Annotated in this window: 24 protein-coding genes; 14 read left to right on the top strand and 10 right to left on the bottom strand. The window is 49.3% G+C overall.

Annotated features, from left to right (window positions below):
* Positions 1-15 precede the first annotated feature (15 nt).
* Both H8K29_RS01485 and H8K29_RS01480 read right to left on the bottom strand, forming a co-directional pair.
* On the bottom strand, positions 16-954 hold the full coding sequence (locus H8K29_RS01485) for a LysR substrate-binding domain-containing protein (protein ID WP_186896117.1): 939 nt from the start codon (positions 952-954) through the stop codon (positions 16-18).
* Between the two features lie 2 nt (positions 955-956).
* Positions 957-1,403, bottom strand: coding sequence for an Lrp/AsnC family transcriptional regulator (locus H8K29_RS01480; RefSeq protein ID WP_186883919.1), 447 nt, complete (start codon positions 1,401-1,403; stop codon positions 957-959).
* A 133-nt stretch (positions 1,404-1,536) separates the two neighbouring features.
* Between H8K29_RS01480 and yedA the strand changes: the two genes are divergently transcribed.
* On the top strand, positions 1,537-2,409 hold the full coding sequence (gene yedA / locus H8K29_RS01475; RefSeq protein ID WP_186896116.1) for a drug/metabolite exporter YedA: 873 nt from the start codon (positions 1,537-1,539) through the stop codon (positions 2,407-2,409).
* A 191-nt stretch (positions 2,410-2,600) separates the two neighbouring features.
* Here the strand turns inward: yedA and H8K29_RS01470 are convergent, their stop codons facing one another.
* The 3 genes from H8K29_RS01470 to H8K29_RS01460 all read right to left on the bottom strand — a co-directional run bounded on the left by H8K29_RS01470 (position 2,601) and on the right by H8K29_RS01460 (position 6,194).
* The gene (locus tag H8K29_RS01470) at positions 2,601-4,313 is read right to left on the bottom strand and encodes a sensor domain-containing diguanylate cyclase (protein ID WP_186896115.1); all 1,713 of its coding nucleotides are present in this window, start codon (positions 4,311-4,313) and stop codon (positions 2,601-2,603) included.
* 469 nt (positions 4,314-4,782) lie between these two features.
* A complete protein-coding gene (locus H8K29_RS01465) occupies positions 4,783-5,292 on the bottom strand; it encodes a DUF1993 family protein (protein WP_186896114.1) in 510 nt (169 codons plus the stop codon).
* Positions 5,293-5,582: 290 nt separating this feature from the next.
* Positions 5,583-6,194, bottom strand: coding sequence for an OmpW family protein (locus H8K29_RS01460; protein WP_186896113.1), 612 nt, complete (start codon positions 6,192-6,194; stop codon positions 5,583-5,585).
* 182 nt (positions 6,195-6,376) lie between these two features.
* Between H8K29_RS01460 and ettA the strand changes: the two genes are divergently transcribed.
* The 6 genes from ettA (at position 6,377) to H8K29_RS01430 (ending at position 11,801) form a co-directional block, all read left to right on the top strand.
* Positions 6,377-8,044, top strand: coding sequence for an energy-dependent translational throttle protein EttA (ettA, locus tag H8K29_RS01455; RefSeq protein WP_186883924.1), 1,668 nt, complete (start codon positions 6,377-6,379; stop codon positions 8,042-8,044).
* A gap of 68 nt (positions 8,045-8,112) precedes the next feature.
* Positions 8,113-8,544, top strand: a complete 432-nt coding sequence (gene fliL, locus H8K29_RS01450; protein WP_186896112.1) for a flagellar basal body-associated protein FliL — start codon at positions 8,113-8,115, stop codon at positions 8,542-8,544.
* Positions 8,545-8,650: 106 nt separating this feature from the next.
* A complete protein-coding gene (locus H8K29_RS01445) occupies positions 8,651-9,232 on the top strand; it encodes a YigZ family protein (protein ID WP_186883926.1) in 582 nt (193 codons plus the stop codon).
* Positions 9,233-9,345: 113 nt separating this feature from the next.
* Positions 9,346-9,648: a DUF2288 domain-containing protein gene (locus H8K29_RS01440; RefSeq protein WP_186896111.1), complete on the top strand. Its 303-nt coding sequence runs from the start codon at positions 9,346-9,348 to the stop codon at positions 9,646-9,648.
* Positions 9,649-9,804: 156 nt separating this feature from the next.
* Positions 9,805-10,395 carry a hypothetical protein gene (locus tag H8K29_RS01435; protein WP_186896110.1) on the top strand — a complete coding sequence of 197 codons (591 nt, stop codon included), beginning with the start codon at positions 9,805-9,807 and terminating at the stop codon, positions 10,393-10,395.
* A 128-nt stretch (positions 10,396-10,523) separates the two neighbouring features.
* Positions 10,524-11,801, top strand: coding sequence for a lipopolysaccharide assembly protein LapB (locus tag H8K29_RS01430; RefSeq protein ID WP_186896109.1), 1,278 nt, complete (start codon positions 10,524-10,526; stop codon positions 11,799-11,801).
* A gap of 197 nt (positions 11,802-11,998) precedes the next feature.
* Here H8K29_RS01430 and H8K29_RS01425 read toward each other — a convergent pair whose 3' ends face one another.
* The 3 genes from H8K29_RS01425 to H8K29_RS01415 are packed head-to-tail and all read right to left on the bottom strand — an operon-like array spanning position 11,999 to position 14,694.
* On the bottom strand, positions 11,999-13,573 hold the full coding sequence (locus H8K29_RS01425; RefSeq protein ID WP_186896108.1) for an ammonium transporter: 1,575 nt from the start codon (positions 13,571-13,573) through the stop codon (positions 11,999-12,001).
* 21 nt (positions 13,574-13,594) lie between these two features.
* Entirely contained in the window at positions 13,595-13,933 is a 339-nt protein-coding gene (locus H8K29_RS01420) for a P-II family nitrogen regulator (protein WP_186883931.1), read from the bottom strand.
* Between the two features lie 14 nt (positions 13,934-13,947).
* On the bottom strand, positions 13,948-14,694 hold the full coding sequence (locus H8K29_RS01415) for a TorF family putative porin (RefSeq protein ID WP_186883932.1): 747 nt from the start codon (positions 14,692-14,694) through the stop codon (positions 13,948-13,950).
* A 434-nt stretch (positions 14,695-15,128) separates the two neighbouring features.
* Here H8K29_RS01415 and H8K29_RS01410 point away from each other — a divergent pair, with 434 nt between their 5' ends.
* From H8K29_RS01410 to H8K29_RS01390, 5 genes are all read left to right on the top strand, one after another.
* Positions 15,129-15,368, top strand: a complete 240-nt coding sequence (locus H8K29_RS01410; RefSeq protein ID WP_186896573.1) for an accessory factor UbiK family protein — start codon at positions 15,129-15,131, stop codon at positions 15,366-15,368.
* Positions 15,369-15,383: 15 nt separating this feature from the next.
* On the top strand, positions 15,384-16,907 hold the full coding sequence (locus H8K29_RS01405) for a YifB family Mg chelatase-like AAA ATPase (RefSeq protein WP_186896107.1): 1,524 nt from the start codon (positions 15,384-15,386) through the stop codon (positions 16,905-16,907).
* Between the two features lie 72 nt (positions 16,908-16,979).
* Positions 16,980-17,669: a DUF2076 domain-containing protein gene (locus H8K29_RS01400; RefSeq protein ID WP_186896106.1), complete on the top strand. Its 690-nt coding sequence runs from the start codon at positions 16,980-16,982 to the stop codon at positions 17,667-17,669.
* Positions 17,670-17,792: 123 nt separating this feature from the next.
* Positions 17,793-19,385, top strand: coding sequence for a DUF1800 domain-containing protein (locus H8K29_RS01395; RefSeq protein WP_186896105.1), 1,593 nt, complete (start codon positions 17,793-17,795; stop codon positions 19,383-19,385).
* A 69-nt stretch (positions 19,386-19,454) separates the two neighbouring features.
* On the top strand, positions 19,455-20,669 hold the full coding sequence (locus tag H8K29_RS01390; RefSeq protein ID WP_186896104.1) for a DUF1501 domain-containing protein: 1,215 nt from the start codon (positions 19,455-19,457) through the stop codon (positions 20,667-20,669).
* On the opposite strand, the gene H8K29_RS01385 is transcribed toward H8K29_RS01390, so the two are convergent.
* Entirely contained in the window at positions 20,641-22,833 is a 2,193-nt protein-coding gene (locus H8K29_RS01385) for an ATP-binding protein (RefSeq protein ID WP_186896103.1), read from the bottom strand. The genes H8K29_RS01390 and H8K29_RS01385 overlap by 29 nt on opposite strands.
* 188 nt (positions 22,834-23,021) lie before the next feature.
* On the opposite strand from H8K29_RS01385, the gene H8K29_RS01380 reads away from it, so the two are divergent.
* Positions 23,022-24,560, top strand: coding sequence for a M20 family peptidase (locus tag H8K29_RS01380; protein ID WP_186896102.1), 1,539 nt, complete (start codon positions 23,022-23,024; stop codon positions 24,558-24,560).
* 216 nt (positions 24,561-24,776) lie between these two features.
* Positions 24,777-25,037 (top strand): DUF1161 domain-containing protein, encoded by a 261-nt coding sequence (locus tag H8K29_RS01375; RefSeq protein ID WP_186896101.1) that lies wholly within the window; start codon positions 24,777-24,779, stop codon positions 25,035-25,037.
* A 126-nt stretch (positions 25,038-25,163) separates the two neighbouring features.
* Here the strand turns inward: H8K29_RS01375 and H8K29_RS01370 are convergent, their stop codons facing one another.
* On the bottom strand, positions 25,164-25,667 hold the full coding sequence (locus H8K29_RS01370) for a GNAT family N-acetyltransferase (RefSeq protein ID WP_186896100.1): 504 nt from the start codon (positions 25,665-25,667) through the stop codon (positions 25,164-25,166).
* Positions 25,668-25,673 lie beyond the last annotated feature (6 nt).

Genomic DNA, 25,673 nt, shown 5'->3' with positions numbered 1-25,673 from the left:
CACCAACGGCGGGGCTTACGACATCAGACTGCGCGTATTTGGCCAGACCCGGTGCTGACAAAGTTGCCGGGTAACGTCGAGTACCAGCTTTTCGACGGCCATGGCCGCATTTGTAAGCGGGATATTTTTGGAGAAGCACAGCGTCACAGTACGCGATAGCTGCACATCACTGACAGGCCACGCCAGCAACTCTCCGCGTTCGATTTCCGCCAGCATCGGTGCGACCGGCAAAATGGTCGCGCCCATGTCGGCCAGCAATGCCGATTTCAGAATGGCAATTGAGGTGATATCAATCACCTGCTCGATTTCCAACCCATGTTCACGTGCCACTTTTTCTATTCCGGGCCGCACGCCATGTTGAATACTCGGCAGGATTAACGGCGTCTGCAATGCCTTTTTCAGACTGATGCTTTTGCGTTTACAGGCAAACTGCGAATCGGCGCGGGTGATATACATCATTTCTTCTTCGACCAACGGTGTGCATGCGAAATGATTTTGCAGTTGTCCATCATTAAACAGAATAGCCAGATTCAGACGACCTGATTTTAACTGCTCGGTCAGATTGCCGGTCAGCTCTTCTGTGAGCTGAAATACGATATCCGGAAACGCTGCACGCACCGCCGTCAAAAGTGGAAAAGCGAGCGCACCGGAAACGCTTTGCGGTATGCCAAGCGCCACCGTACCACTGGGCTTATCGGTTGATTGGGTGACAGCTGATTTGGCGTCACAAACCTGTTTCAGTATGGCTTGCGCATGTTCATAAAACAGCTTGCCGGCATCGGTCGCCTGCATACCCTGCGCTGACCGGTGCAGTAAAGTGGCACCGAGTTCTTCTTCGAGATGTTGTAATTGTTGCGTCAATGCAGGCTGTACGATATGCAGCACTTTTGCCGCACGTGACAAGGAACCATGATCCACAATCGCGATGAAATAACGTAACTGGCGTAGTTCCATGTTTACTCCACCGGCTTGATCGCACGTCGCTCGATTGATGAAGACAAAATCAGCGAAGTCGATGTCACGCCGCAGCGGGCAAGGCTGGCAATGACACGCTCCAATTCGCGGACAGATGAAGCGACTACTTTAACGATCACGCAATCTTCACCAGTAATAGCGTGACATTCGACCACTTCTGGTACCTGCTCAGCAATTTTGACGACAGGCATATCACTGGAACGACTTGCTATCCGCACAAATGCGGTGATGCCATAACCCAAGGCTTCCGGGTTGACGTGCGCGTGGTAGCCGGTAATGACCTTCGCAGCTTCCATGCGCTTGATGCGCTCTGCCACTGCTGGCTGACTCAGATGTATGCGGCGGCCAATTTCGGCCAGCGTCACACGAGCATCTGCCTGCAGAATATCGAGAATTCTGGCGTCCATCATATCTAATTCTATCTTCATGGTGAAATCGTCTTTTTTCAATTAATTTAAAAGAAATGTACCTGATTTACCTTGAACTATCCATTTAAAAACAAGGCAGAGTTCCCTACACTATTCCACATTCAGCTCTTTCTCCTCATTCTCGTCTATTTGCATGCGCCACCTGCCCCGTTCCGTTTTAACTGCCCTGCTGACCGTCTATGTTGTCTGGGGCTCTACCTATTTCGCCATCCAAGTTGCCTTGCAAGCGTTTCCACCGTTCATGATGATAGGCACGCGCTTTCTGGTCGCTGGCGCGATTTTATTTGCCTGGCAAAAATGGCGTGGCGCAGCGAATCCGACACTCAGCGAGTGGCGTGACGGTGGCATCGTCGGCGTATTAATGCTGGGCGGCGGCACAGGTCTGACCGCCTGTGCGCAGCAATATGTGTCTTCCGGGCTGACTGCGGTATTTATCGCCTGCTCTCCGATGATTTTATCGGGCTTGTCGGGACTGTTCGGCGACTGGCCGAAACGGCGCGAATGGATAGGGATACTGGCTGGGTTTATTGGCGCAATGTTGCTGGCATCCGATGGTGATTTCGCCGCAAAACCTATCGGTGTACTGTTCCTGCTCGGTGCGATATTGTGCTGGGATGTCGGTTCTATCCTGTCGCAGAAAAAACTCAAAATGGCGGCTGGCGGTATGGGCTTTGCGAGTGAAATGCTGATCGGCGGTTTGTTTCTGGTGATCGTCAGTCTGTTGAAAGGAGAAAGCATGACAGGGCCAGTCACTGCTGAAGCACTGGCGGCCTGGGCCTATCTGGTGATCGCAGGCTCTTTACTGGCGTTCACTGCATACATGTATTTATTATCGAAAGTATCCACCGGACTGGCTGCCAGCTATGCGTATGTGAATCCTGTCATTGCCGTCGCTCTCGGCGTATTGTTTGGCGGCGAACATTTGTCCTTCAAAGCCATGCTGGCCATGGCAGTCATACTCGGCAGTGTGGTTTTGCTGACGACGGCACGTCAGGCCAGCAAATAGCAGAAAAAATGGCGGGCTCCTTACTTATAACTTAGGCGGAAGCCCTGCGCAATTGCAGCCAAAGACATAGAAAATGTGGAAGTGGCGAACTTATTTATAGAACTGGGATGCGATCAAGGGCAAAGCTATTACATCATCAATACCATGCCGACCAGCGAGTTGCAGCCATGGCTGCTGACTTGGTCACAGCATCAGACGATATGAATCAACTGACCTGACTTGCGGTCGCGCTTGGAATTATACATACGGCTATCGGCAATCTTGATCAGTTGTACATACTCATCACCATCCTCGGGAAAACAGGCCCAGCCTATTGATGCGCCAATTTCAACGACCGCATTATCCAACGCGATAGGCTCTTCAACCAGAGAAGAAATTTTCTCCACCATGTTATGAATATCAATAGAATTTTTGGTGTCTCTCAACAGCAATACAAATTCATCACCGCCATAACGGGCAACATCATCGGTATCGCGGATCGCGGACAAAAGTCGGGCAGCGGTAATCATCAGCACCTGATCGCCAGCATCATGACCATGGCTATCGTTAACCTGTTTAAAACGATCCAGATCAACGAACAGTAAAGTAAAGCCGTTTTCCTCGTCCGGGTTTTCTTTCGAATTTTTTTGCAGGTAAGTGATTTTTGCAAACAATGATTCGCGATTGGCGACTTGCGTCAGTTTGTCAAATCGCAGCTTTTTTTCCATGTCAACAAAGGTCTGCGTCAGTATGCCTATCTCATCCTGACGACGGATATGTAGCTTAGGCATAGGTTCGCCATTACCGAATTTTTCTGCCGCTGCAGTGAGTTTTCGTATATCGCGAACCACTCGTTCAACAATTGTTAGCCCTATCGTCAGCGCAAAAATAATACATGCGATAGCAATCACAACACTTTGCATAAACCCTTTATTTATTTCGCGCATGAAATCGGCACGTGGTACTGCAACAATCGTCTGCCAGTTCAATCCTTGTCTGACGCCGAGTGGAGATATTGCGACATCCACTGCACCACCGCTGAGGTCCATAGCCAATACCTCGGGCTCTACCGTTTTTGACTTGCCAATATTCGAGAAAGTGTCTCTGATCAATGCCGTTTTCATATCGACCGCACGCATGCGTTCGGGTACGCCATTGACGGTACGCTGTGGCACCTCCTCGCCCGAAGTCGCAACGATATAACCATCTGCGTCAACAATGTAGGCAACGCTGTTTTTGCTGATTTCCAGCTTTCGTAAAAAATTCGATAGCTCCATCAGAGTCATATCAGTCGCCAACACGCCTGCAAACTCATGATTTTTCTGGAATACAGCCTTCGCCAGCGTTATTGTCGGGAAATTAAACGAAAAATTGTTGTAAATCTTGGACCACACTGGTTTTTCAGAACGCATCGCCGTCTGATACCAGGGTCTTTTGCGGGGATCAAATTCATCGCTGCGTATCAGTTCCGAACGGTCACCGATACCCGTCACATGATAGACGTCCCGGCGGCTGGCTTCCGGTTCACGCCAGAATAACTGGACATCCCGCTTGGAGATACGATATACACCGACAAAACGCCCGTCTTTGCCACCAAAATAGACGTAATTATTCACGTCCATAAACAAGCCGCTGGCGGCCCAGAACTTGTCTTCCAAGGTATGCATGTCCGTGGGAAATACATGTTCTTTCGGCATACGGTCCGCGCTGGGGGCCACCGATTCCAGTGCTATCAATGCACCCTCTATATGCCTTTCAGTAGAGAGGTTGATGCGATTGACCATATCAACCAGCATACGTTGCGTGAGCGTATGCACCGCGTCTGTACCTGCCTTCATGGATACCCAGCCGATCGCAGCCGAAACACCGATCACCAATAAGGTAATCGGAATCACAAGTTGGCGGCGCAGAGACGAATGACTCATATCAGATTCAGGCTAAACAACAAAAGTAGGGAAAAGCGATGTACGGCGGAGCGATCTGATCTCATTCACTCGTCTACGCCACGGCTATATTCCAAAGACGCAATTAAAAAATACCGTATTCGTGCAGCATACTATGAACTGCATGCGTGTCGATAGAGCGCTTACTCTGTTATCAAAAATCAGTGTAGAGAAATTTATTCTTGCAGTTGGCACAACGCAGAAGATCAGCTATTTGTAAAACTGACTGCGGAAATTTTAAGACTGGCATCGCCACGAAATACGCAAAAATTGTTATCCAAAATGCGTAGCATGGTTCTGCCAGACTGCATAAAGAATGTTGGCAACATGTTTGCCATCCACCAATGCGTATGGGCGTCATGAACTTTCAGCTTTGGAAAAAAACAACACCGGTCTGCGCTTAACCTCGTCATCAGACCTGCGTGTTGTTGAAATTCAACTGACTGCTTAATTAATAAGCGCCCATGAAGTCTTTTTTACCTAGTACGACACCGTTATGACGCAAAATCGCATAAGTCGTTGTGACGTGAAAAAAGAACTGGGGCAAACCGTATTGCAGCAAATAAGTTTGGCCGTTCAGTTTTTTTTCTTTAGGCGTACCAGGACGCAAAATAATTTCACGCTCTTCGCTACCGGCAAATTTTGCCGCATCTAAAGAACTGATAAATGCTTTAGTTTTCGCGATCCGTGTCTGCAAATCGGCGAAAGTCTGCTCATTGTCTTCATACGCAGGCAATTCGCTCTCTGCCAGACGACCCGCAACGCCTTTCGCAAAATCAGCAGCAATCTGCACCTGACGTATCAGCGCGAACATGTCAGGAAATAAACGCGCCTGCAATAAAATTTCCGGCGCGATATTTTTTTCTGCCGCGTGCTCTTCGGCTTTCTTTAAAACTTCGCTGAGACTGTCCAGCATTTGGGTGAATACGGGCACTGATGCTGCATACATAGAAATCGTCATGGTGGGGTTCTCCGTTAATGGCTGACAAAAGTCACATAAAATCAAAGTTGATCAAGCGAGCTGATTATAGGCCGGGTTGATTTTCCACATATGCGGGCAACACAATTGCTGCGAAATCCATGCATAGATATCGATAGATCTGTCAGCACCACTTCTGGTCTGCGCATGAGCAGCTTGTCCGTGAACCAGCAAAGCATGTCTGAAACCCCGGACACTACGAACAAAACGTCAGCAAATAAAAAAGCCGGTCATCAGACCGGCTTTTTTTAACAAGATGAACTTGCTGTTGCTTAGAAGCGATAGCCTACACCTACGCCTACCAACCATGGATCAACCTTAACAGCACTGATTTTCGCACCGCCCAAAGTCACATCGCTGCGAATCTGTACTTTTTTCACATCCAGATTCAGAGACCAGTTTTTATCCAGTTTGAAATCCACGCCAGCTTGAATCGCGAAACCAAAGCTGTTGTTGTCCAGATCAGCAGCACCTTTTAACAGGTTAACATCGGAGATACGTGTGTAGTTCACGCCAGCGCCGAGGTATGGGCTAACTTGTGCGTCTGGAGCGAAGTGGTATTGCGCTGTCAGTGTTGGTGGCAGATGTTTGAATGTACCGATATTAGTACCATTCAATGTCACATCATGCTTTTGTGGGTAAGTCAGGATCAGCTCTGCAGACCAGTTTGGTGTAAGGAAGTAAGTGATATCAACTTCAGCAATAGTTTTGTTGCTGACGTGGATAGCATCTGCAGCCGCCAAACCGGCGATAGCATCAGATTTATTATCTGGGCTGATGTTCACTGCGCGGGCACGTACTTGCCATGGGCTTTGTTGAGCCATAGCTTGCGTTGCTGTTAAACCCATTGCAGCTAAAGAGAGAGCGATAACGATCTTTTTCATTTTGTTTTCCTCGGTTGTCTAAGTTGATGGATGAAGTGTAGTTCTGCGATACGCCTTGCAATTTGCGCTAAATCAAATTTGATGCGAGGCACAAATTTATGTGAAATTTGGCAAAATACGTTTGTCTCGGCGCGCATGAGGTATCCTTGCGGGCATTGTCTACATTTAACAACAAAGAAATAATGGCTAATTACGTTTACACCATGAATCGTGTCGGAAAAATCGTTCCGCCGAAACGTCAAATCCTGAAAGATATTTCACTTTCCTTCTTTCCTGGCGCCAAAATTGGCGTGCTTGGTCTGAATGGTTCAGGTAAATCCTCGCTGCTGAAAATCATGGCGGGGATTGATAAAGACATTCAGGGCGAAGCCGTACCGATGCCAAACCTGAACATCGGTTATTTGCCGCAGGAACCACAGCTCGATCCTGAGCAAACCGTACGTGAGGCGGTCGAATCTGCACTCGGCGAGGTATTTGAAGCAAAAGCAAAGCTGGAAGAAGTGTATGCAGCTTACGCTGAAGAAAATGCCGATTTCGATGCTTTGGCTGAAGAACAGGCGCGCCTGGAGGCCATCATCTCGGCGTCTGCAGGCGATAACGTTGAGCTGCAACTGGAAATGGCCGCGGATGCACTGCGCCTGCCGCCGTGGGATGCCAAAATCGGCGTGCTGTCAGGTGGTGAAAAACGCCGCGTTGCTTTATGTCGTTTACTGTTGTCAAAACCCGACATGTTGCTACTTGATGAACCAACCAACCATCTGGATGCAGAATCTGTTGACTGGCTGGAGCAATTCCTGTTGCGCTTCCCCGGCACCGTGGTGGCGATTACGCATGACCGCTACTTCCTTGATAACGCTGCAGAATGGATATTGGAGCTGGATCGCGGTGCCGGCATTCCATGGAAAGGCAATTACTCTTCCTGGCTGGATCAGAAACAGGCTCGTCTGAAACAAGAAGAAGCGACCGAATCAGCACGCCAGAAAGCACTGCAGAAAGAGCTGGAATGGTCACGTCAGAATCCGAAAGCACGTCAGGCCAAGAGTAAGGCACGTCTGGCCCGTTTCAATGAGATGAGCGAGCACGAATACCAGAAACGCAATGAAACTCAGGAGATATTTATCCCTGTCGCTGAGCGTCTGGGTAATGAAGTCATCGAGTTCAAGAATGTATCGAAAGCTTTCGGTGACCGTCTGCTGATCGACAATCTGAGCTTCAGAATTCCACCTGGCGCAATCGTCGGTATCATCGGCCCTAACGGCGCCGGTAAATCGACGCTGTTTAAAATGATCAAAGGGCTGGAACAACCAGACAGCGGCGAAGTGGTGCTCGGTCAGACTGCCAAAATCTCGCTGGTCGATCAGTCGCGTGAAGACCTCGGCAATACTAAGACTGTGTTCGAGGATGTCGCCAATGGTGCCGATATCCTGACCGTAGGCCGTTTTGAAATGCCGTCGCGGGCATATTTGGGTCGCTTCAACTTCAAAGGTGGTGATCAGCAAAAGATCGTTGGCAATCTGTCCGGTGGTGAGCGTGGTCGTCTGCATCTGGCGAAAACCCTGCTGCAAGGCGGCAATGTCTTGTTGCTGGATGAACCATCGAATGATCTGGACGTGGAAACCCTGCGTGCACTGGAAGACGCTTTGCTGGAATTCGCTGGCAGCGTGATGGTGATCTCGCATGATCGCTGGTTCCTTGATCGTATCGCGACACACATCCTGGCATTTGAAGGTAACTCGCAAGTCACGTTCTTCGATGGCAACTACCAGGAATATGAAGCCGACAAGAAAAAACGTCTGGGTGAAGAAGGTGCCAAACCTAAGCGTATTCGCTACAAACCACTGACGGTGTAACAGCACCAGAGGACAGCAGACACCGCATTGCTGTCCTCTTATAAAAACAAGATTTCCGGAATTTCATTATGGCCAATAACAGACGCTCCATTTCTTTATCAAAAGCGATTTTCACCAGCATTTTTTGTTTTTTCACGCTGTTATCCGGCCATGCAATAGCCAATTCCGGCGGCAAGGAAGCCAGTGCATCTGCCGGCGCCCCAACCACCGCGCTGGAACCTATCATCGTCAATCTGTCGAGCTTTGACCGTTATCTGCAAATCGGCATTACTCTGCAATTAGCGAAACCTGAAATCGCTGACAAAGTTAAAGTAATGATGCCGGTCGTGCGTCATTCGTTGATCATGTTACTCAGTGGAAAAGAATCGACACAGATTCAGACCGCCGAAGGTAAAAATGAGCTGATCGATGAAATAAAAGAAAGAATTAATCGTGTACTCGACGTCAAAGAACACGATGGCGTAACGGATATTTTCTTTGTTAATTTTGTGATTCAATAAGCGAAAACAGCTGATCTTTGCTGGGCTTCTACGCATAGTAAGCACTGACAAAAGCTGCTGTCGTTTTCTGCGGATAGTTTCCGTCTTCAGTTTCTTCGTTAATTTCATGTACCAACTGGCAGCACCCGCTTTCGCGGAGATAGAAATAAAAAAAAGCCGCTTTCTGGGCCAGTTGTATCCGCTGCACACCCGTGCTGAGGCGCGCGCCCGTCTGGCGGATATCCGCGCGCAGCATCCAGGTGCCGTGCATGTCTGCTGGGCGCTGGTTTGTACAGGCGACTCAGGTCTGGATGACGACGGCGAACCATCCGGTACCGCCGCCAAACCGATGTACAACGTATTGGTACACAAAGATGTGACCAATGTTCTTGCGGTGGTTGTCCGTTACTGGGGCGGCACCAAATTAGGTGCCGGCGGATTGACGCGCGCCTATGGGCAGGCCATTTCCGATGCGTTTAAAACTGCCCAGTTGATCGCCGTCGAAACGATGGCGGATATCATGTTCAGCATTGCATTTGCAGATGAATCTCAGGTCAGGCGCTTGATTGAAAAATATCAGGCGCAAGTGATAGCAGTCAGCTACACCGAATCCACCCAGATGCAGCTCAGCATGAAGGAAAAACAGATTACCTCGTTTATCGATGAGCTGACCGAAATGCTGAAAGGCCAGGTTCAAATCTCCTCCTGATATGATCAGGCGAACGACGATGCTTTAGGTATCATGACCGACGAGCTGAACCGTACTTTTGAATCGCATTTCTGAACCGCATTTCTCAATAATTTTTACCGTTCTCCATTCTTATGTCTTCTACTACCGACCATCTGCGCACGAAAATCAATCAGGAAACAGCGCTTTTTCCCTGGAGCGAACTGCTCAAACATTTTGCCTCCGGTAATGTGCTTGCCATTGCACCGGATCTCGATCTGGTCGAAATTGCACTGCACATGGCCAACGATAATGCAGCCGAAATTCAGTCATTACTGAGTACAGGTCGCTTGTATAAAGTCAGCGATGAGCAGGCCAAAGTCTGGCTGGAAAATGAACTGGAATTATGGACGGTAGTGGTCAAACCCTGGATACTGGTGCAACACCGGGCATCTTAAAAATGGGGGAGTATCGCCAATGAACGGTGAATTCCCCTTATTTTAATTAGACTTCAGGGATAATTTTATAGATACTCCCTCCCAGTATATGAGGCTGTTGAACTTTTATTAAAAACCGTTGGTCTGAGTGCCATGTTCAATGCAACAGGAAATGCCATGCAATTTCAGCTGCACAAACCCCTGAGCTTCACCCGCCGCACAGTGGCGTTGGTGCTAATGTTATTGGTACATGGCTGCTTGTGGCTCGGCTGGCAGAATCAGCACTGGATAAGAGTGCGCACCGAAGCAAACGAAATGCGCTATCTGCAATTGATTGATATACAAACGCCGCGCATTCCCGAAGTAAGTTCAGCGCCGCCAAAAAAAAATCTGCCGACAGCCCCGAAACGCAGCAATCCCACACCGCTCAATAACAAGCCCGAAAAGGCCAACGCGATCACGCTGAATCCTGTCGCGGAGAGTAATGCTAGCATCATCACGCCAGCCGTCACCAGCGCAGAAGAGCCGCGCCTGAATCTGGACGATTTAAAGCGATCGGCATTGGCGATCGATAAACAGCGCCAGCCCGGAACCATAGAAAAAATCCAGCAAAGTCATCGGCGTGACGAGGGCTTTGAACAAAAACTGGCCGATGGCACCAAAAAAGCCGAGCGCAAAGACTGTCTGAAAGCCTATTCAGGTATAGGTTTGCTGGCGGTCATCCCACTCGCAGTCAGCACTGTTGTCGATACCGGCTGCAAGTGGTGAACGCTGTCACGGGCTCAGTTATAATTCGCTGTTCGCCCCATCCACAGCCAGACAAAATGAATGGCTGAATGTGATGCTAAGTAATAACCGTGTCCATGCGGTCATGTTCATTTTTTACCGGATATTTCATGAAAAAAATCTCTTTTCTGTTCGCTGCGATGATGTTTGCAGCACTCGGCACAGGCATTACCCCAGTCACCGCTGGCGTAGCGCATGCAGATGAAGCAGCCGACAAAGCTGCGGAACTGGCCAAAAAGTCTGTTGTTCGTAAAGAAATGGTGAAGCCATTAACTGAAGTCCAGGAGCTGCTGGAAAAAAAACAATATAAAGAAGCACAGGATAAAGTGAATGAACTCAATGCCTTTGAGAACAAAACTGCCTATGAAACCTTTGCTCTGCATCGCCTGAACGCAGTCATTGCTTCCGGTACCAACAATACCGATCAGCTGGCAACCGCATTTGAAGGCATGGTCAGTTCAGAATTTTTGAAAGATGCTGAAAAACTGCGTCTGATCGAAGGGCTTGCCGGTACGTATTACAACGAGAAAAAATATGATCAGGCCATCCTGTGGGCAAAACGTTATCTGGAAAAAGATAACAGCAATGCTCAGGTCAAAAATATGGTTGCCCGCGGCTACTACCTGAAAAATGATTTCAACAGCGCCATCAAGCAACTGAACATCATGCTGGCCGAAGATGAAAGTGCGAAACGCATTCCTTCAGAAGAAAATCTGCGTTTGCTGGCCAGCAGCTATCAGCAACTGAAAGACAACGCTGGTTACGCTGCGGTATTAGAGCGCGTGGTTCAGCATTATCCGACCAGAGAATACTGGGGTGATCTGATTTACCGCACTGAACACAAACCAGGTTTTTCTGACCGTCTGCGTCTGGACTTATACCGCCTGCTGTTGGTCACAAAAAATATCGATGATGCCGGACAATATGTAGAAATGGCCGAGTTGGCCTTGCTCGCCGGTTTGCCGGCAGAAGCAAAAACGACGATAGACGCAGGCTACGCCTCTGGCTTGCTGGGCACAGGAAAAGAAGCGGCTAAACATAAGCAATTGCGTGATCGCGTGTACAAGCAAGCGGCAGAAGATATTAAAACGCTGGATGCTGGTGAGACTTCTGCTAAAAATGCCAAAACAGGCACAGGCTTAGTGAATATTGGTTACAACTACGTCATCAATGCGCAGGCAGAAAAAGGCATTGCACTGATGGAACAAGGAATTGCCAAGGGTGGTCTGAAATCGATGGAGGAAGCTAAACTTCACCTCGGTATGGCTTACCTGCAATCAGGCAATCGTGACAAAGCCTTGGAAGTATTCAAATCCATTCAGGGTACAGATGGCGCCGCTGACCTTGCCCGCCTGTGGACTTACGTTCGTCCTGCTGAAGCAAAATAAAATACAGACTTCATTCGAATCAAAAACACCGGCACATTTGCCGGTGTTTTTTTTCGCTTCCAATCCGTCATTCACTGTCTCTTGCAAGCAAAAAAAAGCGGTCTGGCTGTGTGGCCAAACCGCTTGTAAATCAGTCGCATGCGCTCTGTTTCATGCACTGAGGATACTAGCTTTACTACGACAATTTCATTCCTGCATTAAGAGTGGTAGGCAGACTCACCATGGCTGGTGATATCGAGACCTTCACGTTCTTCATCTTCAGGGACACGCAAACCAACTACCAGATCAACCAATTTGTACGCGATCACGGAAACCACAGCCGACCACAGAATTGTGACGCCGACCGCTGTTGCCTGTGTCGTTACCTGATCGATAATGGAGTAAGGATCAGCAGACATTTTGTTAGCGACGTAATCAAAAATACCCTGACCGCCTAAGGATGGCGAAGCAAAGACGCCAGTCAGCAGAGCACCGAGAATACCGCCAACGCCGTGTACACCGAAGACATCCAGAGAATCATCCGCACCGATCAGACGTTTCAGGCCATTCACGCCCCACAAGCAGACAATACCTGCCAGCAAACCAATAATTAATGCACCCATCGGTCCGACGAAACCACATGCTGGTGTAATAGCAACCAGACCCGCAACTGCACCAGATGCACCGCCCAGCATGGATGGCTTACCTTTAGACATCCATTCACCAAAGACCCAGGATACTGTCGCTGCTGCGGTTGCCAGTAAGGTATTGATGAATGCCAGCGCTGCGATATCGCCAGCTTCCAATGCTGAACCAGCATTAAAACCAAACCAGCCCACCCACAACAAAGACGCACCGATCATGGTCATCGTCAGAGAATGCGGCGCCATCGATTCCTTACCGTAACCAACACGTTTGCCGATCAGGAAAGCACCGACCAGACCTGCTACTGCGGCATTAATGTGAACCACTGTGCCGCCAGCAAAATCAAGCGCGCCTTTCTGGAACAGGAAGCCTGCTTTAGCAGTTTCAGTTGCCAGCGTTGCTGCATCTTTAATCGCATCAGGGCCAGTCCAGAACCAGACCATGTGGGCGACAGGCAGATAACTGAAGGTGAACCACAACACCACGAACAATAATACCGCAGTGAATTTTGCACGTTCAGCAAATGCACCAATGATCAGCGCACAAGTGATAGCTGCAAAAGTTGCCTGGAACGCGACATACACAAACTCAGGGATCACCACACCTTTGCTGAATGTTGCGGCAGTGGAGAATGTCGCCTTAGCAGGATCCCAGATACCTTTCAGGAACAGACGGTCGAACGAGCCGATAAACTTACCGCCTTCGGTAAAGGTCAGCGAATAACCATAGATGCACCATAAAACGATGATCACGGCAAAGATCATGAAAACCTGCACCAAAATCGATAACATGTTTTTAGAACGAACCAGACCACCGTAGAACAATGCCAGACCTGGCAAGGTCATCAGAATCACCAGCAAGGTAGCAACCAGCATCCATGCGGTGTCGCCTTTATTTGGCACAGGTGCTGCAACCACTGGTGCGGCATCTGTTGCAGAAGCGACCGCCGCGGCTGGTGCTACCGTCGGTGCCGTCACCGAAGCAGCCACAGCCTCCTTCACTGCTGGTGCCGAGGCACTGGTGGCGACCGCAGATGCGGCAATGGCATCCGCTTTGGCTGGTGCATCGTCAGCCCACGCACCCGCTGTCATTCCTATGGAAGCGAGAAATGCTCCCGCAACCAGCATGCTCTTCAGTACTTTTTTCATATGAACTCCCTAGTGTGCGGATCAGAGTGCGTCGTTGCCGGTTTCACCGGTACGAATACGCACAACCTGTTGCAAGTCATAGACGAAAATCTTGCCGTCACCGATTTTTCCGGTGCGTGCAGCGCTTTCAATCGCTTCAATTGCACGATCCACAATCGCATCGTCCACGGCTGCTTCAATTTTTGTTTTTGGTAGAAAATCGACGACATACTCGGCACCGCGATACAACTCGGTATGCCCTTTCTGACGACCGAAACCTTTCACCTCAGTCACAGTAATTCCTTGCACACCCATTTCTGATAAAGCTTCGCGAACTTCGTCGAGCTTAAACGGTTTAATAATGGCAGTAATCAGTTTCATGTTGTTCTCTCATTTCAGAAAGTTTTTACAGCGGTCAACAACAGGGTAGTCTTACCGGTAAATTTGCCTGCTGGGGTGACATACAGTTTTTTGTCAGCATTAGTACCGACTGCGGCCAGACTGAAATTCACACCAAAGAATTCTTTCGTGACGCCCACTTTCCAGTCGTTATACGAAGACGCCGAATTATTTTTAATCATCTGGCGACCGACATGCAAGTTCAGGGTATAGGCATCCGGTAACTCAATGTTTGCCCCCAGATCAAGATAGCCGCTGTTTTTGCTATTCACAAAGCCGAACAGATTTGTAACGGAGTGAGAATACTTCGCGTACACAGGGCCAGTGCCGATCTGTCCATAGATTTCAGTCGTGTTCGCATCAACAAAGCCCGGAACCTTATCCAGACCGTTAGAGAGATAAACGTAGGTCAGGACACCGGCGTCGTAGCTGACATCTTTAGTGATTTCGCCTTTCTTACCGGCGTAAATGTCCCACTCAACATCACCGCTGCCACCGGCATCTTTTACCCATTTAATGGTCGATAACCATGTACCGGCGTAAAAACCGCTAGGATTGTGAGTGTAGTCAGCGCCGCCTTGTAACGCAGGATCCAGACGCGTCTGCGCGATACCACGATAACGATATTCACTGGCAACACCAACGTTAAAACTCAATTCATTGTCTGGTTTTGGCTCATCTGCGTAAGCGAAACTGCTTAACAATGTTGCGGTCACTGCAGCGGCGAGTACTGATTTTTTCATTATGCTTCCCCTTGTTTATATATAGTAAACATCGATTTGTATAAGAAACTGGACTGAACTCACTTCATCAACCACCGGTACGCAAAGCCAGAAGATCGTTCGTGGCCTTGCAGGAAATGAACTTCGAAAAGTTACGAACGCTTCACTATTAGCAGAAGTCGTGCCAACTGTACTTTTTCACGTACAGCCCGCCTGTAGTGCAGTCATAGAGGTATAACAATCAGGTATAGGAATACAATCAAATGAATACGCTGGTGGGCACATCCACGGCTTTACGCTATGATTTCTGTTTAATAGCGAAGTGGTAAATAAAATACTGGCGCTCCATCTCGCACCGTTTTGACGCGGGATGCGCAATGTGTTTTATGGCTGCACTTTTTTCGCACTAGTAATGTGCAATCGCAAACTCACTTACAAATACAGGCAGGGATATGATGGATAAGCAAAATTTCTTCAGTGATGTACAGGCAAAAATCAGTCAAGCGCTGGAAAACTCCCCTGCCAAAGACATAGAAAAAAACGTCAAAGCCATCATGACTCAGGGTTTCTCTAAACTGGATCTGGTAACCCGGGAAGAATTTGATATACAGGCACAAGTACTAGCCAAGACGCGTAGTAAGCTCGAAGTACTGGAAGCACGTGTCGCGGCTTTAGAAGCGCAGATAACGGAATAACAGGGCGTTCCGGATATGTCGCTGGCGGTTCTTAAAAGTCGCGCACTCAATGGGATGGACGCTCCGCAAGTGACGGTGGAAGTCCATCTGGCCAACGGTTTGCCTGCTTTTACTATCGTTGGTCTCCCGGAAACAGAAGTAAAAGAGTCCAAGGACCGCGTCAGGGCAGCATTACAAAATGCCCGCTTTGAATTTCCGGCAAAAAGAATCACTGTCAATCTGGCGCCGGCAGATTTGCCAAAAGAATCCGGCCGTTTCGATTTGCCTATCGCCCTTGGCATCCTGGCCGCATCCGGACAGATACCCGCAGATGCGCTCGCACAATACGAATTCGCTGGCGAGTTATCACTGTCGGGTGAATTACGGCCCATCCGTGGCGCACTGGCGATGACCTTCGCGATCTGCAAAAGCACGGCTGACGGACATACAAAACCCGCATTTATTTTACCCAGAGCTAATGCCGATGAGGCGGCTTTGGTGACGGAAGCAGCCATTTATCCGGCAGATTCATTGCTTCAGGTTTGTGCTCACTTCGCCGCCATTGACGAAGAAAGTAAGCTGCAACGGCATCGCCCGCAGGCTGCAATTCAACGTCGCACCTATCCTGATTTTTCCGAAGTCAAAGGTCAGTTACAGGCAAAACGTGCGCTTGAAGTTGCCGCTGCAGGAAATCATTCTGTGCTCATGGTAGGGCCGCCCGGAACGGGGAAATCTATGCTGGCTGCCCGCTTCCCCGGAATACTGCCGTCAATGACGGATCAGGAAGCGCTGGAATCAGCAGCAGTACAATCCCTGACTTCGGGTTTCTCTATCGATAAATGGAAATCGCGCCCTTTTCGAGCACCTCACCATACAGCCTCTGCCGTTGCACTGGTTGGCGGCGGTGGCACGCCTCGTCCCGGCGAAATTTCACTGGCTCATCAGGGAGTGTTATTTCTCGATGAACTTCCCGAGTTCGATCGGCGCGTTCTGGAAGTATTGCGTGAACCGCTGGAATCTGGGCACATTACTATTTCCCGCGCTGCCCGGCAAGCGGATTTTCCGGCCCGTTTTCAGCTGATCGCAGCAATGAATCCCTGTCCCTGCGGCTACTTCGGCCACAGTAATGGCAAATGCCGTTGCACGCCAGACAGTATCGTTCGTTATCAGGATAAAATTTCCGGCCCTTTGCTGGACCGCATCGATTTGCAGATTCAGGTCGCGGCATTACCGCACGAGGATCTGTTGAAACAAGCGGCAGGAGAATCCAGCCCGGTGGTGGCGCAACGTGTCGAAGCCGCATTTGAGCGCCAGCAACGACGTCAGGGCAAGGTCAACAATTTACTCACCACGACAGAAATCGATACTTACTGCCGCCCGGACAGCAGTGCAGATCAGTTGCTGAAAAATGCCATGAGTAAATTTAACTGGTCAGCCCGCGCCTATCATCGCGTATTGAAAGTAGCGCGTACCATCGCCGATCTGGCTGGTGCAGATCACATCAGTTCGGCCCATGTCGCGGAAGCAATACAGTACCGGCGTGCGTTACGCGAGCATTGACTATAAACATGCATTGAAAAAGCCGAGGCCATGACCAGATAGTGCCCATATCGCTTATTTCAGGAGAAAACGATGTCGCCACAAGAAATGCAGGTTTTGCAAAATTTTCTCGCCCAGTTGGTTCAGGTACAAGGCGTCGCCAAAGACCCGCAAGCCGCCAGTCTGATCAGCGAGGCAATCAGCAAGCAGCCGGATGCAAGCTACTTATTAGTACAACGGGCCTTATTACTGGAACAGGCGCTGGCAAATGCAAATAGTCAGATTGCCAGCCTGCAGGCAGATTTGCGTGAGCAACAAGCACTCAATGCGACACAAAATCCGACGACACCCACACAATTTCTCGATCCTGCCGCAAGTAACTGGGGCAACAGTGCCAGCAGTCGCCCGCTAAATATTCCCTCCAATACCAGCACCTCAGTCACTGGCGCACCTTTAGCGGCCTATCCGGCGATGGCAGCCGTGCCAGTCAGCCAGCCAAGCGCCGTTGCCACAGCGCCTGCAAGCAGTTTTTTCGGTAATACGGGTGGCAGCATGCTGGGAACCGTCGCCGCAACGGCCGCCAGTGTGGCTGCCGGCGCCTTTTTGTTTCAGGGCATCAGCCATCTGATGAACGGCAATTCGCATCAGGCAATGGCAGATAACTCCTCAACGGCCAATCTCAGCAATGCTGACGGCGGACTGCTCACCGGCTATTTTGATCAGGATCAGGCCGACAGCTCGCCACTGGAAAGTCTGCCCGACGAGAGTGACGACGTCATCTGACCTGTTACTTTTAATGAGGTAACGCTCACACTCGGTTGCATTTCGTCACTCGCAGGTCATCCAATTGCCGGACAATCCGTTGTATGCTGATGGCCATCGATAGTGCCCGGAGAAGTGACTTCCATGTTGAGCGACTCACCTTTACAACGTCTGCTGGCTTTAAGCCCGGTTTTCATCCTCATTTTCGCAATGTCAGGATGCACGACGTCACCCGCGCCAAACAAGATAACGGATGCCGGGCCATCCAGATTTCTTCCACCCAGCAGCAATACTTTTGCGAAAGCGAACGTCCAGCCAGAGCTGCTGCTCAACCGGCTGACCTGGGGTAGTAACTTCTCTACTTATCAACAATTGCAAGCGGTTGGCATGGACAAGTTCCTCGACCAACAACTGCGTGGACGGGCCAGCGTCGTGCCGCCAACAGTGCAGGCGCAAATCAGCGCGATGACGATTTCACAGCAACCGATAGAGAATATCGTCAGGGAGCTGGAGCATAAACGCGTCGTCGCCGAACAGCAAAAGGGCACCGATGACAGTCTGCGGAAAGAGTATCAGCAAGAGTTGAACCGGCTAGCCAAAGAAGCTGCAACACGCTCGCTTTTACGCGATATCTATTCACCGAATCAGTTGCAGGAACAAATGACATGGTTCTGGATGAATCATTTCAACATCCACGCAGGCAAACATAATCTGCGGGCCATGGTCGGCGATTTTGAGGAACACGCGATACGCCCGCATGCTCTGGGTAATTTCCGCGAATTACTCAAAGCCACCGTATATCACCCGGCGATGTTGCGCTATCTCGATAACGAACATAATGCAAATGGTCGCATTAACGAAAACTATGCCCGTGAATTAATGGAATTACACACGATGGGCGTCAATAGTGGCTATACCCAGAAAGACGTGCAAGAACTTGCGCGGGTGCTTACTGGCGTCGGTGTTAATCTGGGCACAGACACACCAAGACTTAAAGCCGAATTAAGTAAATTTTATCTGCGTAAGGGTTTGTTTGAATTCAATCCGCAGCGACACGATTTTGGCAACAAGCAGATATTAGGTAACAACATCAAAGGTCGCGGTATCAATGAAGTTGAGGAAACACTGACATTGCTGAGCAAGCAACCAGCTACGGCGCGCTTTATCAGCCGGAAACTGGCGACGTATTTCGTCTCTGACACGCCGTCAGAAAATCTGATACAAGCGATGGCTAACAGCTTTCTGCAAAGCGATGGCGATATTCCTGTCACCTTGCGTACGATGTTTGACTCGCAGGAATTTATTGCTTCCTTAGGACGCAAATTCAAAGATCCCGTGCACTACGCTGTTTCCTCCATGCGGCTTGCGTACGACGGGAGTTGCATCGTCAATGCCGCTCCGATCATCAACTGGCTCAACATGATGGGGCAGCCATTCAACGGCAGGCAGACGCCGGACGGATACGCCATGACAGAAAGTGCCTGGGCGAGCCCCGGACAAATGACAGTCCGCTTTGATGTCGCCCGCAGTATCGCCTATGGCACGCCTGCACTCTTCAAAACAGATCAGCAGATTTCAGCAGAAAAACCGCGTACACCGGCCATTGCAAGCTCGCTGTATGTCAAAAACTGGGTGCAGACATTCAGCAAGGACACACAACAGACATTACAACAGGCAGCCACACCCGCAGAGTGGAGTACCTTATTTCTCGCCTCACCGGAAATGATGCGCCGTTAGTAAATAAACGCGGGTACAGTGATCGACAACTGACCATATGATGAACAAGCAGACCGGATGAAAGTCAACATGAATCGTCGCCAATTATTGCAGTGCCTGGCCAGCATGGCTGCGTTGCCGGGTGTTACTTACAGTAGTCAGTTACTTGCGGCACCGGCTACGCAAAACCGTCTGTTGCTGGTATTTTTACGTGGCGCTTACGATGCCAGCAATTTTCTGGTGCCGACGGCCAGTGATTTTTATTATGAATCCCGTCCGACCATTGCAATCAGACGCCCCGGAAACGAACCAGGCGGTGCTATCGCATTGAATGCCGACTGGGGCTTACATCCGGCATTGCGCGACACGCTCTACCCCATGTATCAGAGTAAGGAAATCGCCTTTATTCCTTTTGCTGGTATCGACGATGTATCGCGCAGTCATTTTGAAACGCAGGACAGTATAGAACTCGGGCAAGCACTCAATACCACCCGGAATTTTCATTCTGGCTTTTTAAACCGCCTGGCAGCCGTAATAAATGGCGGGAAAAATGACGGAAAATCTGCCCCGGCAATGGCATTTACTGATCAACTGCCACTTATTTTGCAAGGTAATGTACAAATCGGGAATACAGCATTAAAAAGCATTGCAAAATCCGGTCTGAACGAACACCAGAACCAACTGATAGAACAAATGTATCGCAAGACCGCGCTGGCGCAACAAGTCAATGAGGGCTTCGCCGTTCGCCAGGAAGTGGTGAAAGAGATGCAGGAAGAAATGAACGCAGCCAACCGCAATGCGATCAGCACTAAAGGATTTGAACTGGAGGCGCAGCGCATTGCCAGAATGATGCGGGAAAAATATGCACTAGGATTTATTGATGTCGGTGGCTGGGATACCCATGTGAATCAGGGTGCAGAAACAGGCGTGCTGGCAAATAAGTTCGAGGAACTCGGACGTGGTCTGCTCGCCTACAAAAATGCCATGGGCGACCAGTGGCGTAACACGACTGTCGTTGTGATCAGCGAATTCGGACGTACGTTCCGCGAAAATGGAAAACGTGGCACTGACCACGGGCATGGCAGCGTTTATTGGGTGCTCGGTGGAAGCGTACGCGGTGGTCAGATTTACGGGGAACAGGTCGCACTGACGCCTAGTCAATTATTTCAAAATCGCGACTATCCGGTATTGAATGAATATCGTGCCGTACTTGGTGGTCTGTTCAGTCGTATATATGGACTCAATCCCCGGCAACTCGACACAGTTTTCAATGGAATCAAAGGACGGGACTTAGGTTTGATATAAGCGATTGCGACGCCGCCACAATCGGCAAATCAATGTAAAAATGAGCACCGCCGCCCTGCTCAGGGGGCAAGTTATAAAAACCTATTTCACCGTGCATTTGCTGAATAATCACTTTGGAAATCGCCAATCCCAGACCGGTTCCGCCTTTGGCTCTCGTATCAGACGAATCAGCCTGAGAAAATTTCTTAAAGATTCTGTCTCTGAAGTTTTCCGGCACGCCGCCGCCCTGATCGGTAACCAATATACGTACCGAACAAGCACTGACGACTAACGCAATAACACGCACGACACCACCTTCCGGTGAGTATTTGCAGGCATTCGAGATCAGATTGGCGAGTACCTGCTGGAAACGTCCCTGATCAACATTAATTTCAATGGGCCGTATTCTTGGCAAATCCACATCAATTTCCAGCCGGACGCCGCGCCCCTCTGCAATACTTTGATTTTGTTGCACAGCAAGTTCGAGCAAGCTGAGTAAATGCAGGCGTTCAAATGCGAAATCCATTTTCCCGGCCTCAATTTTCTGGATGTCCAGCAAATCATTGATCAGGCGCGTCAGACTTTCACTATTTTTATGCGCCATCAAAATCAAAGGCTGCAGTTTTTCTGGTATTGATCCTGCCGCCCCTCCGACCAATAATCCGAGAGCGCCGCGAATCGCTGTCAAAGGCGTGCGTAATTCATGGCTGACCGTAGAAATGAATTCATTCTTCATGCGATCTATTTTGCGACGCTCAGAAATGTCACGCACGATGGTGATCAGCTTACGTTTTCCAGCCAGACTATATTCACTGATCGACAGTTCAGCCGGAAACAAGCTGCCGTCTCTGCGCAGGCGTTCCGTTTCTATACGCAAACGCCTTGTTTGCTGGAAATCGTCGTTATTGATCGCAATTTCCAGCATATCGAGCTTGCCATCGGGTGAGAACAAATGATTTGCCTTGCCCACCACCTCCTCGGATGAATACCCGTAGATGGCAACAGCAGCAGGATTAATGGCTTCGACAATGCCGGTATCATCCGTCATCACAATTCCATCAGCAGCATTCTGAAAAATTGCCTGCAAGCGGTCGGATGATTCTTTTAGTGCTTTCTGCTGTTCCGTCAGATTTTGCAACAGTCTGGTCTGGTTCCGGTTAATGACATCAGCCTCCCGTTTCAGCTCCGTCATCACCTGCATATCACTTTCTTTTTGTATGAATAACTGTATCAATACGCGAAATGCCGCGATCACGGCGGCAATGGCAGCAACGGTCACAATAGCAACCGCCAGGCTGATAGCATGCCAATCAGATAAATACAGATTTTCATCCACAGAAAAATAAACAATCAATGGATATTTCTCAAGATATTGGATAGCCGTTATGCTGGGCTTCCCATATTCAAGAGCGGAAGTATCAGAGGTGATCACAAGCGATTTTCTATCGTCTGCATCGATACCGCGATGGTGAATGCTGGCTGCAGCGTGCTTCGTTCCCATGACTGCTTCAGTGTCCGGCCAGCGAGCCAGGTAAGTAAAATCGTCTCTCAGCAATGAAATAGAAACATGACCATCAACGTTCAGTTTTTCATAAAATTTGGTGTAAAACTTAGGTGAGATGCCGATGATGGCAACGCCAATAAACTCACCATCACTGCCAGTCAGGCGATGGCTGAGAAAAAATATCCAGTCGCCAGTTGTTTTGCTGCGCACCGGATTACTGAGATAAATTCCTTGCGTAGGATGATCGCGCTGCACCTGAAAATAGTCGCGATCAGCAAGGTTATAGGCGGGTGACGGAAAATTTCTGGACGTACTGATGACATCCCCATTGACGTCGAGAATAGAAATGACCTCAATCGCTGGAAAAAGGGCAACCTTTTCTTTCAGAAACTGATGGAAATCGTAGGTGCCAAGTTTGGATGACAGGTATTCTGCGCTGATACTCCAACGGTCTTGTATACGTTCAGCGATATTACCCAGGGCAGTATAAGCAAAATCCATCTGCTGACTGGTGTTTTCTGCCAGCACAACGCTGAAGGTTTCGGTCTGCTTTTCCCACTTATGTATTTCTTGCAAACGCAGCGTCCAGACAAATACGCCGGCAGCAAGCACAATTGCCACCACCAGACTGATTGCAAATGTTTTAGCAATACGACTGGTATGTAGTCCCGTTTGTATCATGTTGGAAATCAGTCTTAATCATGTTGGAAATTCAAAAATCGAATCTCAGCTCGGGCAAATTCAGCTCTGCAATGCGCATTAAAACAAAAACGTTCATCCATACCTTGCATAACTTACCTGGAATCTGAATTTTGTGAAATGATAGGCTGTCTAAATTGGCAATTTATCCTATTCAATGGGAAAGTACCATGATCAAGCGGATTTTTTTATTTCTCATCATAGCCCTGCTAAGTTTAGTTCTGGTCATTGGCGTAAATACGCTGCGTCAGTCTTCCAGACAAATACCGGTACAACCAGCAGCCATAGTCAAGCTTGACGAACAGGCGGCAGCGCAACGTCTGGCAAGCGCCTTGCGTCTGCCAACGATAGCAAATGCCGACAAAGTGCAAACGCAATCAGCGGCGTTTAACGCGTTACATACCTTACTGGAAAAGTCCTTTCCTTTGGTTCACGCAAAATTACAACGCGATATTGTCGCGGAACATAGTCTGCTGTATCGCTGGCAAGGCACGGATACCAATGCCAGACCGATATTGCTGATGGCGCATCAGGATGTCGTACCGGTAGCACCCGGCACAGAGCACTTGTGGCAACAGCCGCCATTTGCCGGCGAGATAAAAGATGGTTTCATCTGGGGACGCGGTGCGTGGGACGATAAGGGTAATTTATTCGCCATGATGGAAGCGATAGAAACGGCGCTCGCTTCCGGCTTTCAGCCACGTCAGACAATTTATCTGGCCTTTGGGCATGATGAAGAAGTCGGAGGTCTGCATGGTGCGAAAGCGATTGCTGCATTGTTAGAAAGCCGGAACATCCGCTTCGAGTTCATACTGGATGAAGGTATGCTGGTCACCGAGGGTATATTAAAAGGTCTGGAACAGTCTGCCGCATTAATAGGCGTTGCCGAAAAAGGTTATACCAGCATGCAGCTGAGCCTGGATGCCACGCCCGGTCATTCATCTATGCCGCCACAAAAAACAGCCATAGGCATGATGAGCAGCGCGCTGAGCAAACTCGAACAACATCAGTTGCCAGCCAATATTCGTGGCATCGCACTCGATATGTTTGAAACGATAGCGCCTGAAATGCACGGTCTGAACCGCGTCTTATTATCTAATTTGTGGTTATTCGCACCGCTGGTACAACATGAACTTGAAAAAAGCGCCAGCACGAACGCAACACTGAGAACGACCACCGCACTGACGATGGTTCATGCCGGGAACAAAGATAATGTCCTGCCCGGACAAATTCAGGCAACCGTGAATTTCCGTACCTTACCGGGTGATACTCAGACCAGTGTGATGGAACACATCAAAACCACCATCGGTAATGATGCTATCCGCATCAACTCGCTCAACGGGAATTCTGAACCATCCAGAGTGTCACCAGTAAACTCTGACGCATACCGGATGCTGCACAAGACCATACGTGAAGTCTTCGCCAATACCATCGTTGCGCCAGGCTTAATGCTGGGCGCAACCGACTCACGTCATTTTGAAAAACTGAGTCCAAATATATTTAAATTTTCACCAGTCAGGGCAACTAGTGAGGATTTACCACGTTTTCATGGAACAAATGAACGCATCTCTGTTAAAAATTACCTAGAAATGGTACGGTTTTATCACCAGCTTTTAACCAGAACTCATTTCATCAATAGGGATGAGTGCGAGCAAGGCGATTCGGGATGCAGTGCAAGGCGTGACGCACAGCTAAGGCTGGCGCCTTAGCAAGCGGCGCAACGCTGCAATGCGCCCAAATCGCCAGCTCCCGGAGGGTTTGCCTCATAACGCGTGCCGGACTGCGTTGGACTCGTTGTCAATAGACCCGCTATTGACTGCCTCGTCCGCCTTGCCAGCCCACGTTATGAGACAAACGCATCTCACCCCTATTGATGAAATGAGTTCTTATAACAGTAAATCATCCATGGAAAAGGAGAAGACAAAATGAGGAATCCCATTTTTACTAAGAGTCTGGTATCTGGCTTACTGCTATGCAGCGCATCCAGCTGGGCGGCAGTCACACCATGCGAAGCGATCATGGACAAAATCAATGCCAAGTTAGAAGGCAAAGGGGTCAGTGATTACGCTCTCAAAGTCGTACCAAAAGATACAGAAACCAAGTTGCGCGTCGTCGGTGTCTGTGAAGGTGGCAGCAAAAAAATCATTTACCAAAAACAGAAAGCCAAGAAAAAAACTGAAGAATAAACCGTCTTTTTATTTAAGACTTACACAAAGTTGCCCCGGCAAGGCTTGGCGACGAAGACAGTACGCATAGTACGGCTAGGAGCCATAACGCCGCTGGGGCGGTTTTGCGTCAGTCCTACTATTCCTCTATAGCTGCTTCACACAGTAATGAGCTAAGCCAGAGTATGTCATCAATGCTGATGTCTGCTCTGGCGATAAAGCTGTCACTTCAACAAAACCCTGCTTTTGCCAGAACGCTTTCGTACTTTGCACTGAGACCAGATGCATTGTCGTCCAACCTGCACTGAGAGCGTATGCTTGCGCATGTTCGACCAGCCGCACGCCTACGCCGCATCCATGCATCGCCGTACCAACGGCAAGATCGTGCAGATACAGACTATCGGCTTCCCTTGCAGGGTCAAAATCACTGCCAAGAGATGAAATCTTCCCGCTGCTTGAGGGATAAGCCATCAGATATGCACAGACACCCACTGCCGCATCCTCCGCAACCCAGCAGGTAGTCGGTGCCGCTCTCAGTCGCGCATGAAAAATGCTCTCAGCCTCGACCATCGCACTCACATAGGCCTGCGTCTGTACCCCGAATACCGCAGCGATATCCTGCTCACGCATCAAACGAATTTGTAATGACATACGACG

The organism is Undibacterium sp. CY21W, assembly GCF_014284265.1.
Lineage (GTDB): Bacteria > Pseudomonadota > Gammaproteobacteria > Burkholderiales > Burkholderiaceae_D > Undibacterium > Undibacterium aquatile.
This window is presented reverse-complemented; position numbering and strand designations above follow the sequence as displayed.

Excerpts from the sequence above, each read along its gene's own strand:
- H8K29_RS01485 (WP_186896117.1), bottom strand. The coding sequence starts at position 954 with ATGGAACTACGCCAGTTACGTTATTTCATCGCGATTGTGGATCATGGT.
- H8K29_RS01480 (WP_186883919.1), bottom strand. The coding sequence starts at position 1,403 with ATGAAGATAGAATTAGATATGATGGACGCCAGAATTCTCGATATTCTG.
- yedA (WP_186896116.1), top strand. The coding sequence starts at position 1,537 with ATGCGCCACCTGCCCCGTTCCGTTTTAACTGCCCTGCTGACCGTCTAT.
- H8K29_RS01470 (WP_186896115.1), bottom strand. The coding sequence starts at position 4,313 with ATGAGTCATTCGTCTCTGCGCCGCCAACTTGTGATTCCGATTACCTTA.
- H8K29_RS01465 (WP_186896114.1), bottom strand. The coding sequence starts at position 5,292 with ATGACGATTTCTATGTATGCAGCATCAGTGCCCGTATTCACCCAAATG.
- H8K29_RS01460 (WP_186896113.1), bottom strand. The coding sequence starts at position 6,194 with ATGAAAAAGATCGTTATCGCTCTCTCTTTAGCTGCAATGGGTTTAACA.
- ettA (WP_186883924.1), top strand. The coding sequence starts at position 6,377 with ATGGCTAATTACGTTTACACCATGAATCGTGTCGGAAAAATCGTTCCG.
- fliL (WP_186896112.1), top strand. The coding sequence starts at position 8,113 with ATGGCCAATAACAGACGCTCCATTTCTTTATCAAAAGCGATTTTCACC.
- H8K29_RS01445 (WP_186883926.1), top strand. The coding sequence starts at position 8,651 with ATGTACCAACTGGCAGCACCCGCTTTCGCGGAGATAGAAATAAAAAAA.
- H8K29_RS01440 (WP_186896111.1), top strand. The coding sequence starts at position 9,346 with ATGTCTTCTACTACCGACCATCTGCGCACGAAAATCAATCAGGAAACA.
- H8K29_RS01435 (WP_186896110.1), top strand. The coding sequence starts at position 9,805 with ATGCAATTTCAGCTGCACAAACCCCTGAGCTTCACCCGCCGCACAGTG.
- H8K29_RS01430 (WP_186896109.1), top strand. The coding sequence starts at position 10,524 with ATGAAAAAAATCTCTTTTCTGTTCGCTGCGATGATGTTTGCAGCACTC.
- H8K29_RS01425 (WP_186896108.1), bottom strand. The coding sequence starts at position 13,573 with ATGAAAAAAGTACTGAAGAGCATGCTGGTTGCGGGAGCATTTCTCGCT.
- H8K29_RS01420 (WP_186883931.1), bottom strand. The coding sequence starts at position 13,933 with ATGAAACTGATTACTGCCATTATTAAACCGTTTAAGCTCGACGAAGTT.
- H8K29_RS01415 (WP_186883932.1), bottom strand. The coding sequence starts at position 14,694 with ATGAAAAAATCAGTACTCGCCGCTGCAGTGACCGCAACATTGTTAAGC.
- H8K29_RS01410 (WP_186896573.1), top strand. The coding sequence starts at position 15,129 with ATGGATAAGCAAAATTTCTTCAGTGATGTACAGGCAAAAATCAGTCAA.
- H8K29_RS01405 (WP_186896107.1), top strand. The coding sequence starts at position 15,384 with ATGTCGCTGGCGGTTCTTAAAAGTCGCGCACTCAATGGGATGGACGCT.
- H8K29_RS01400 (WP_186896106.1), top strand. The coding sequence starts at position 16,980 with ATGTCGCCACAAGAAATGCAGGTTTTGCAAAATTTTCTCGCCCAGTTG.
- H8K29_RS01395 (WP_186896105.1), top strand. The coding sequence starts at position 17,793 with ATGTTGAGCGACTCACCTTTACAACGTCTGCTGGCTTTAAGCCCGGTT.
- H8K29_RS01390 (WP_186896104.1), top strand. The coding sequence starts at position 19,455 with ATGAATCGTCGCCAATTATTGCAGTGCCTGGCCAGCATGGCTGCGTTG.
- H8K29_RS01385 (WP_186896103.1), bottom strand. The coding sequence starts at position 22,833 with ATGATACAAACGGGACTACATACCAGTCGTATTGCTAAAACATTTGCA.
- H8K29_RS01380 (WP_186896102.1), top strand. The coding sequence starts at position 23,022 with ATGATCAAGCGGATTTTTTTATTTCTCATCATAGCCCTGCTAAGTTTA.
- H8K29_RS01375 (WP_186896101.1), top strand. The coding sequence starts at position 24,777 with ATGAGGAATCCCATTTTTACTAAGAGTCTGGTATCTGGCTTACTGCTA.
- H8K29_RS01370 (WP_186896100.1), bottom strand. The coding sequence starts at position 25,667 with ATGTCATTACAAATTCGTTTGATGCGTGAGCAGGATATCGCTGCGGTA.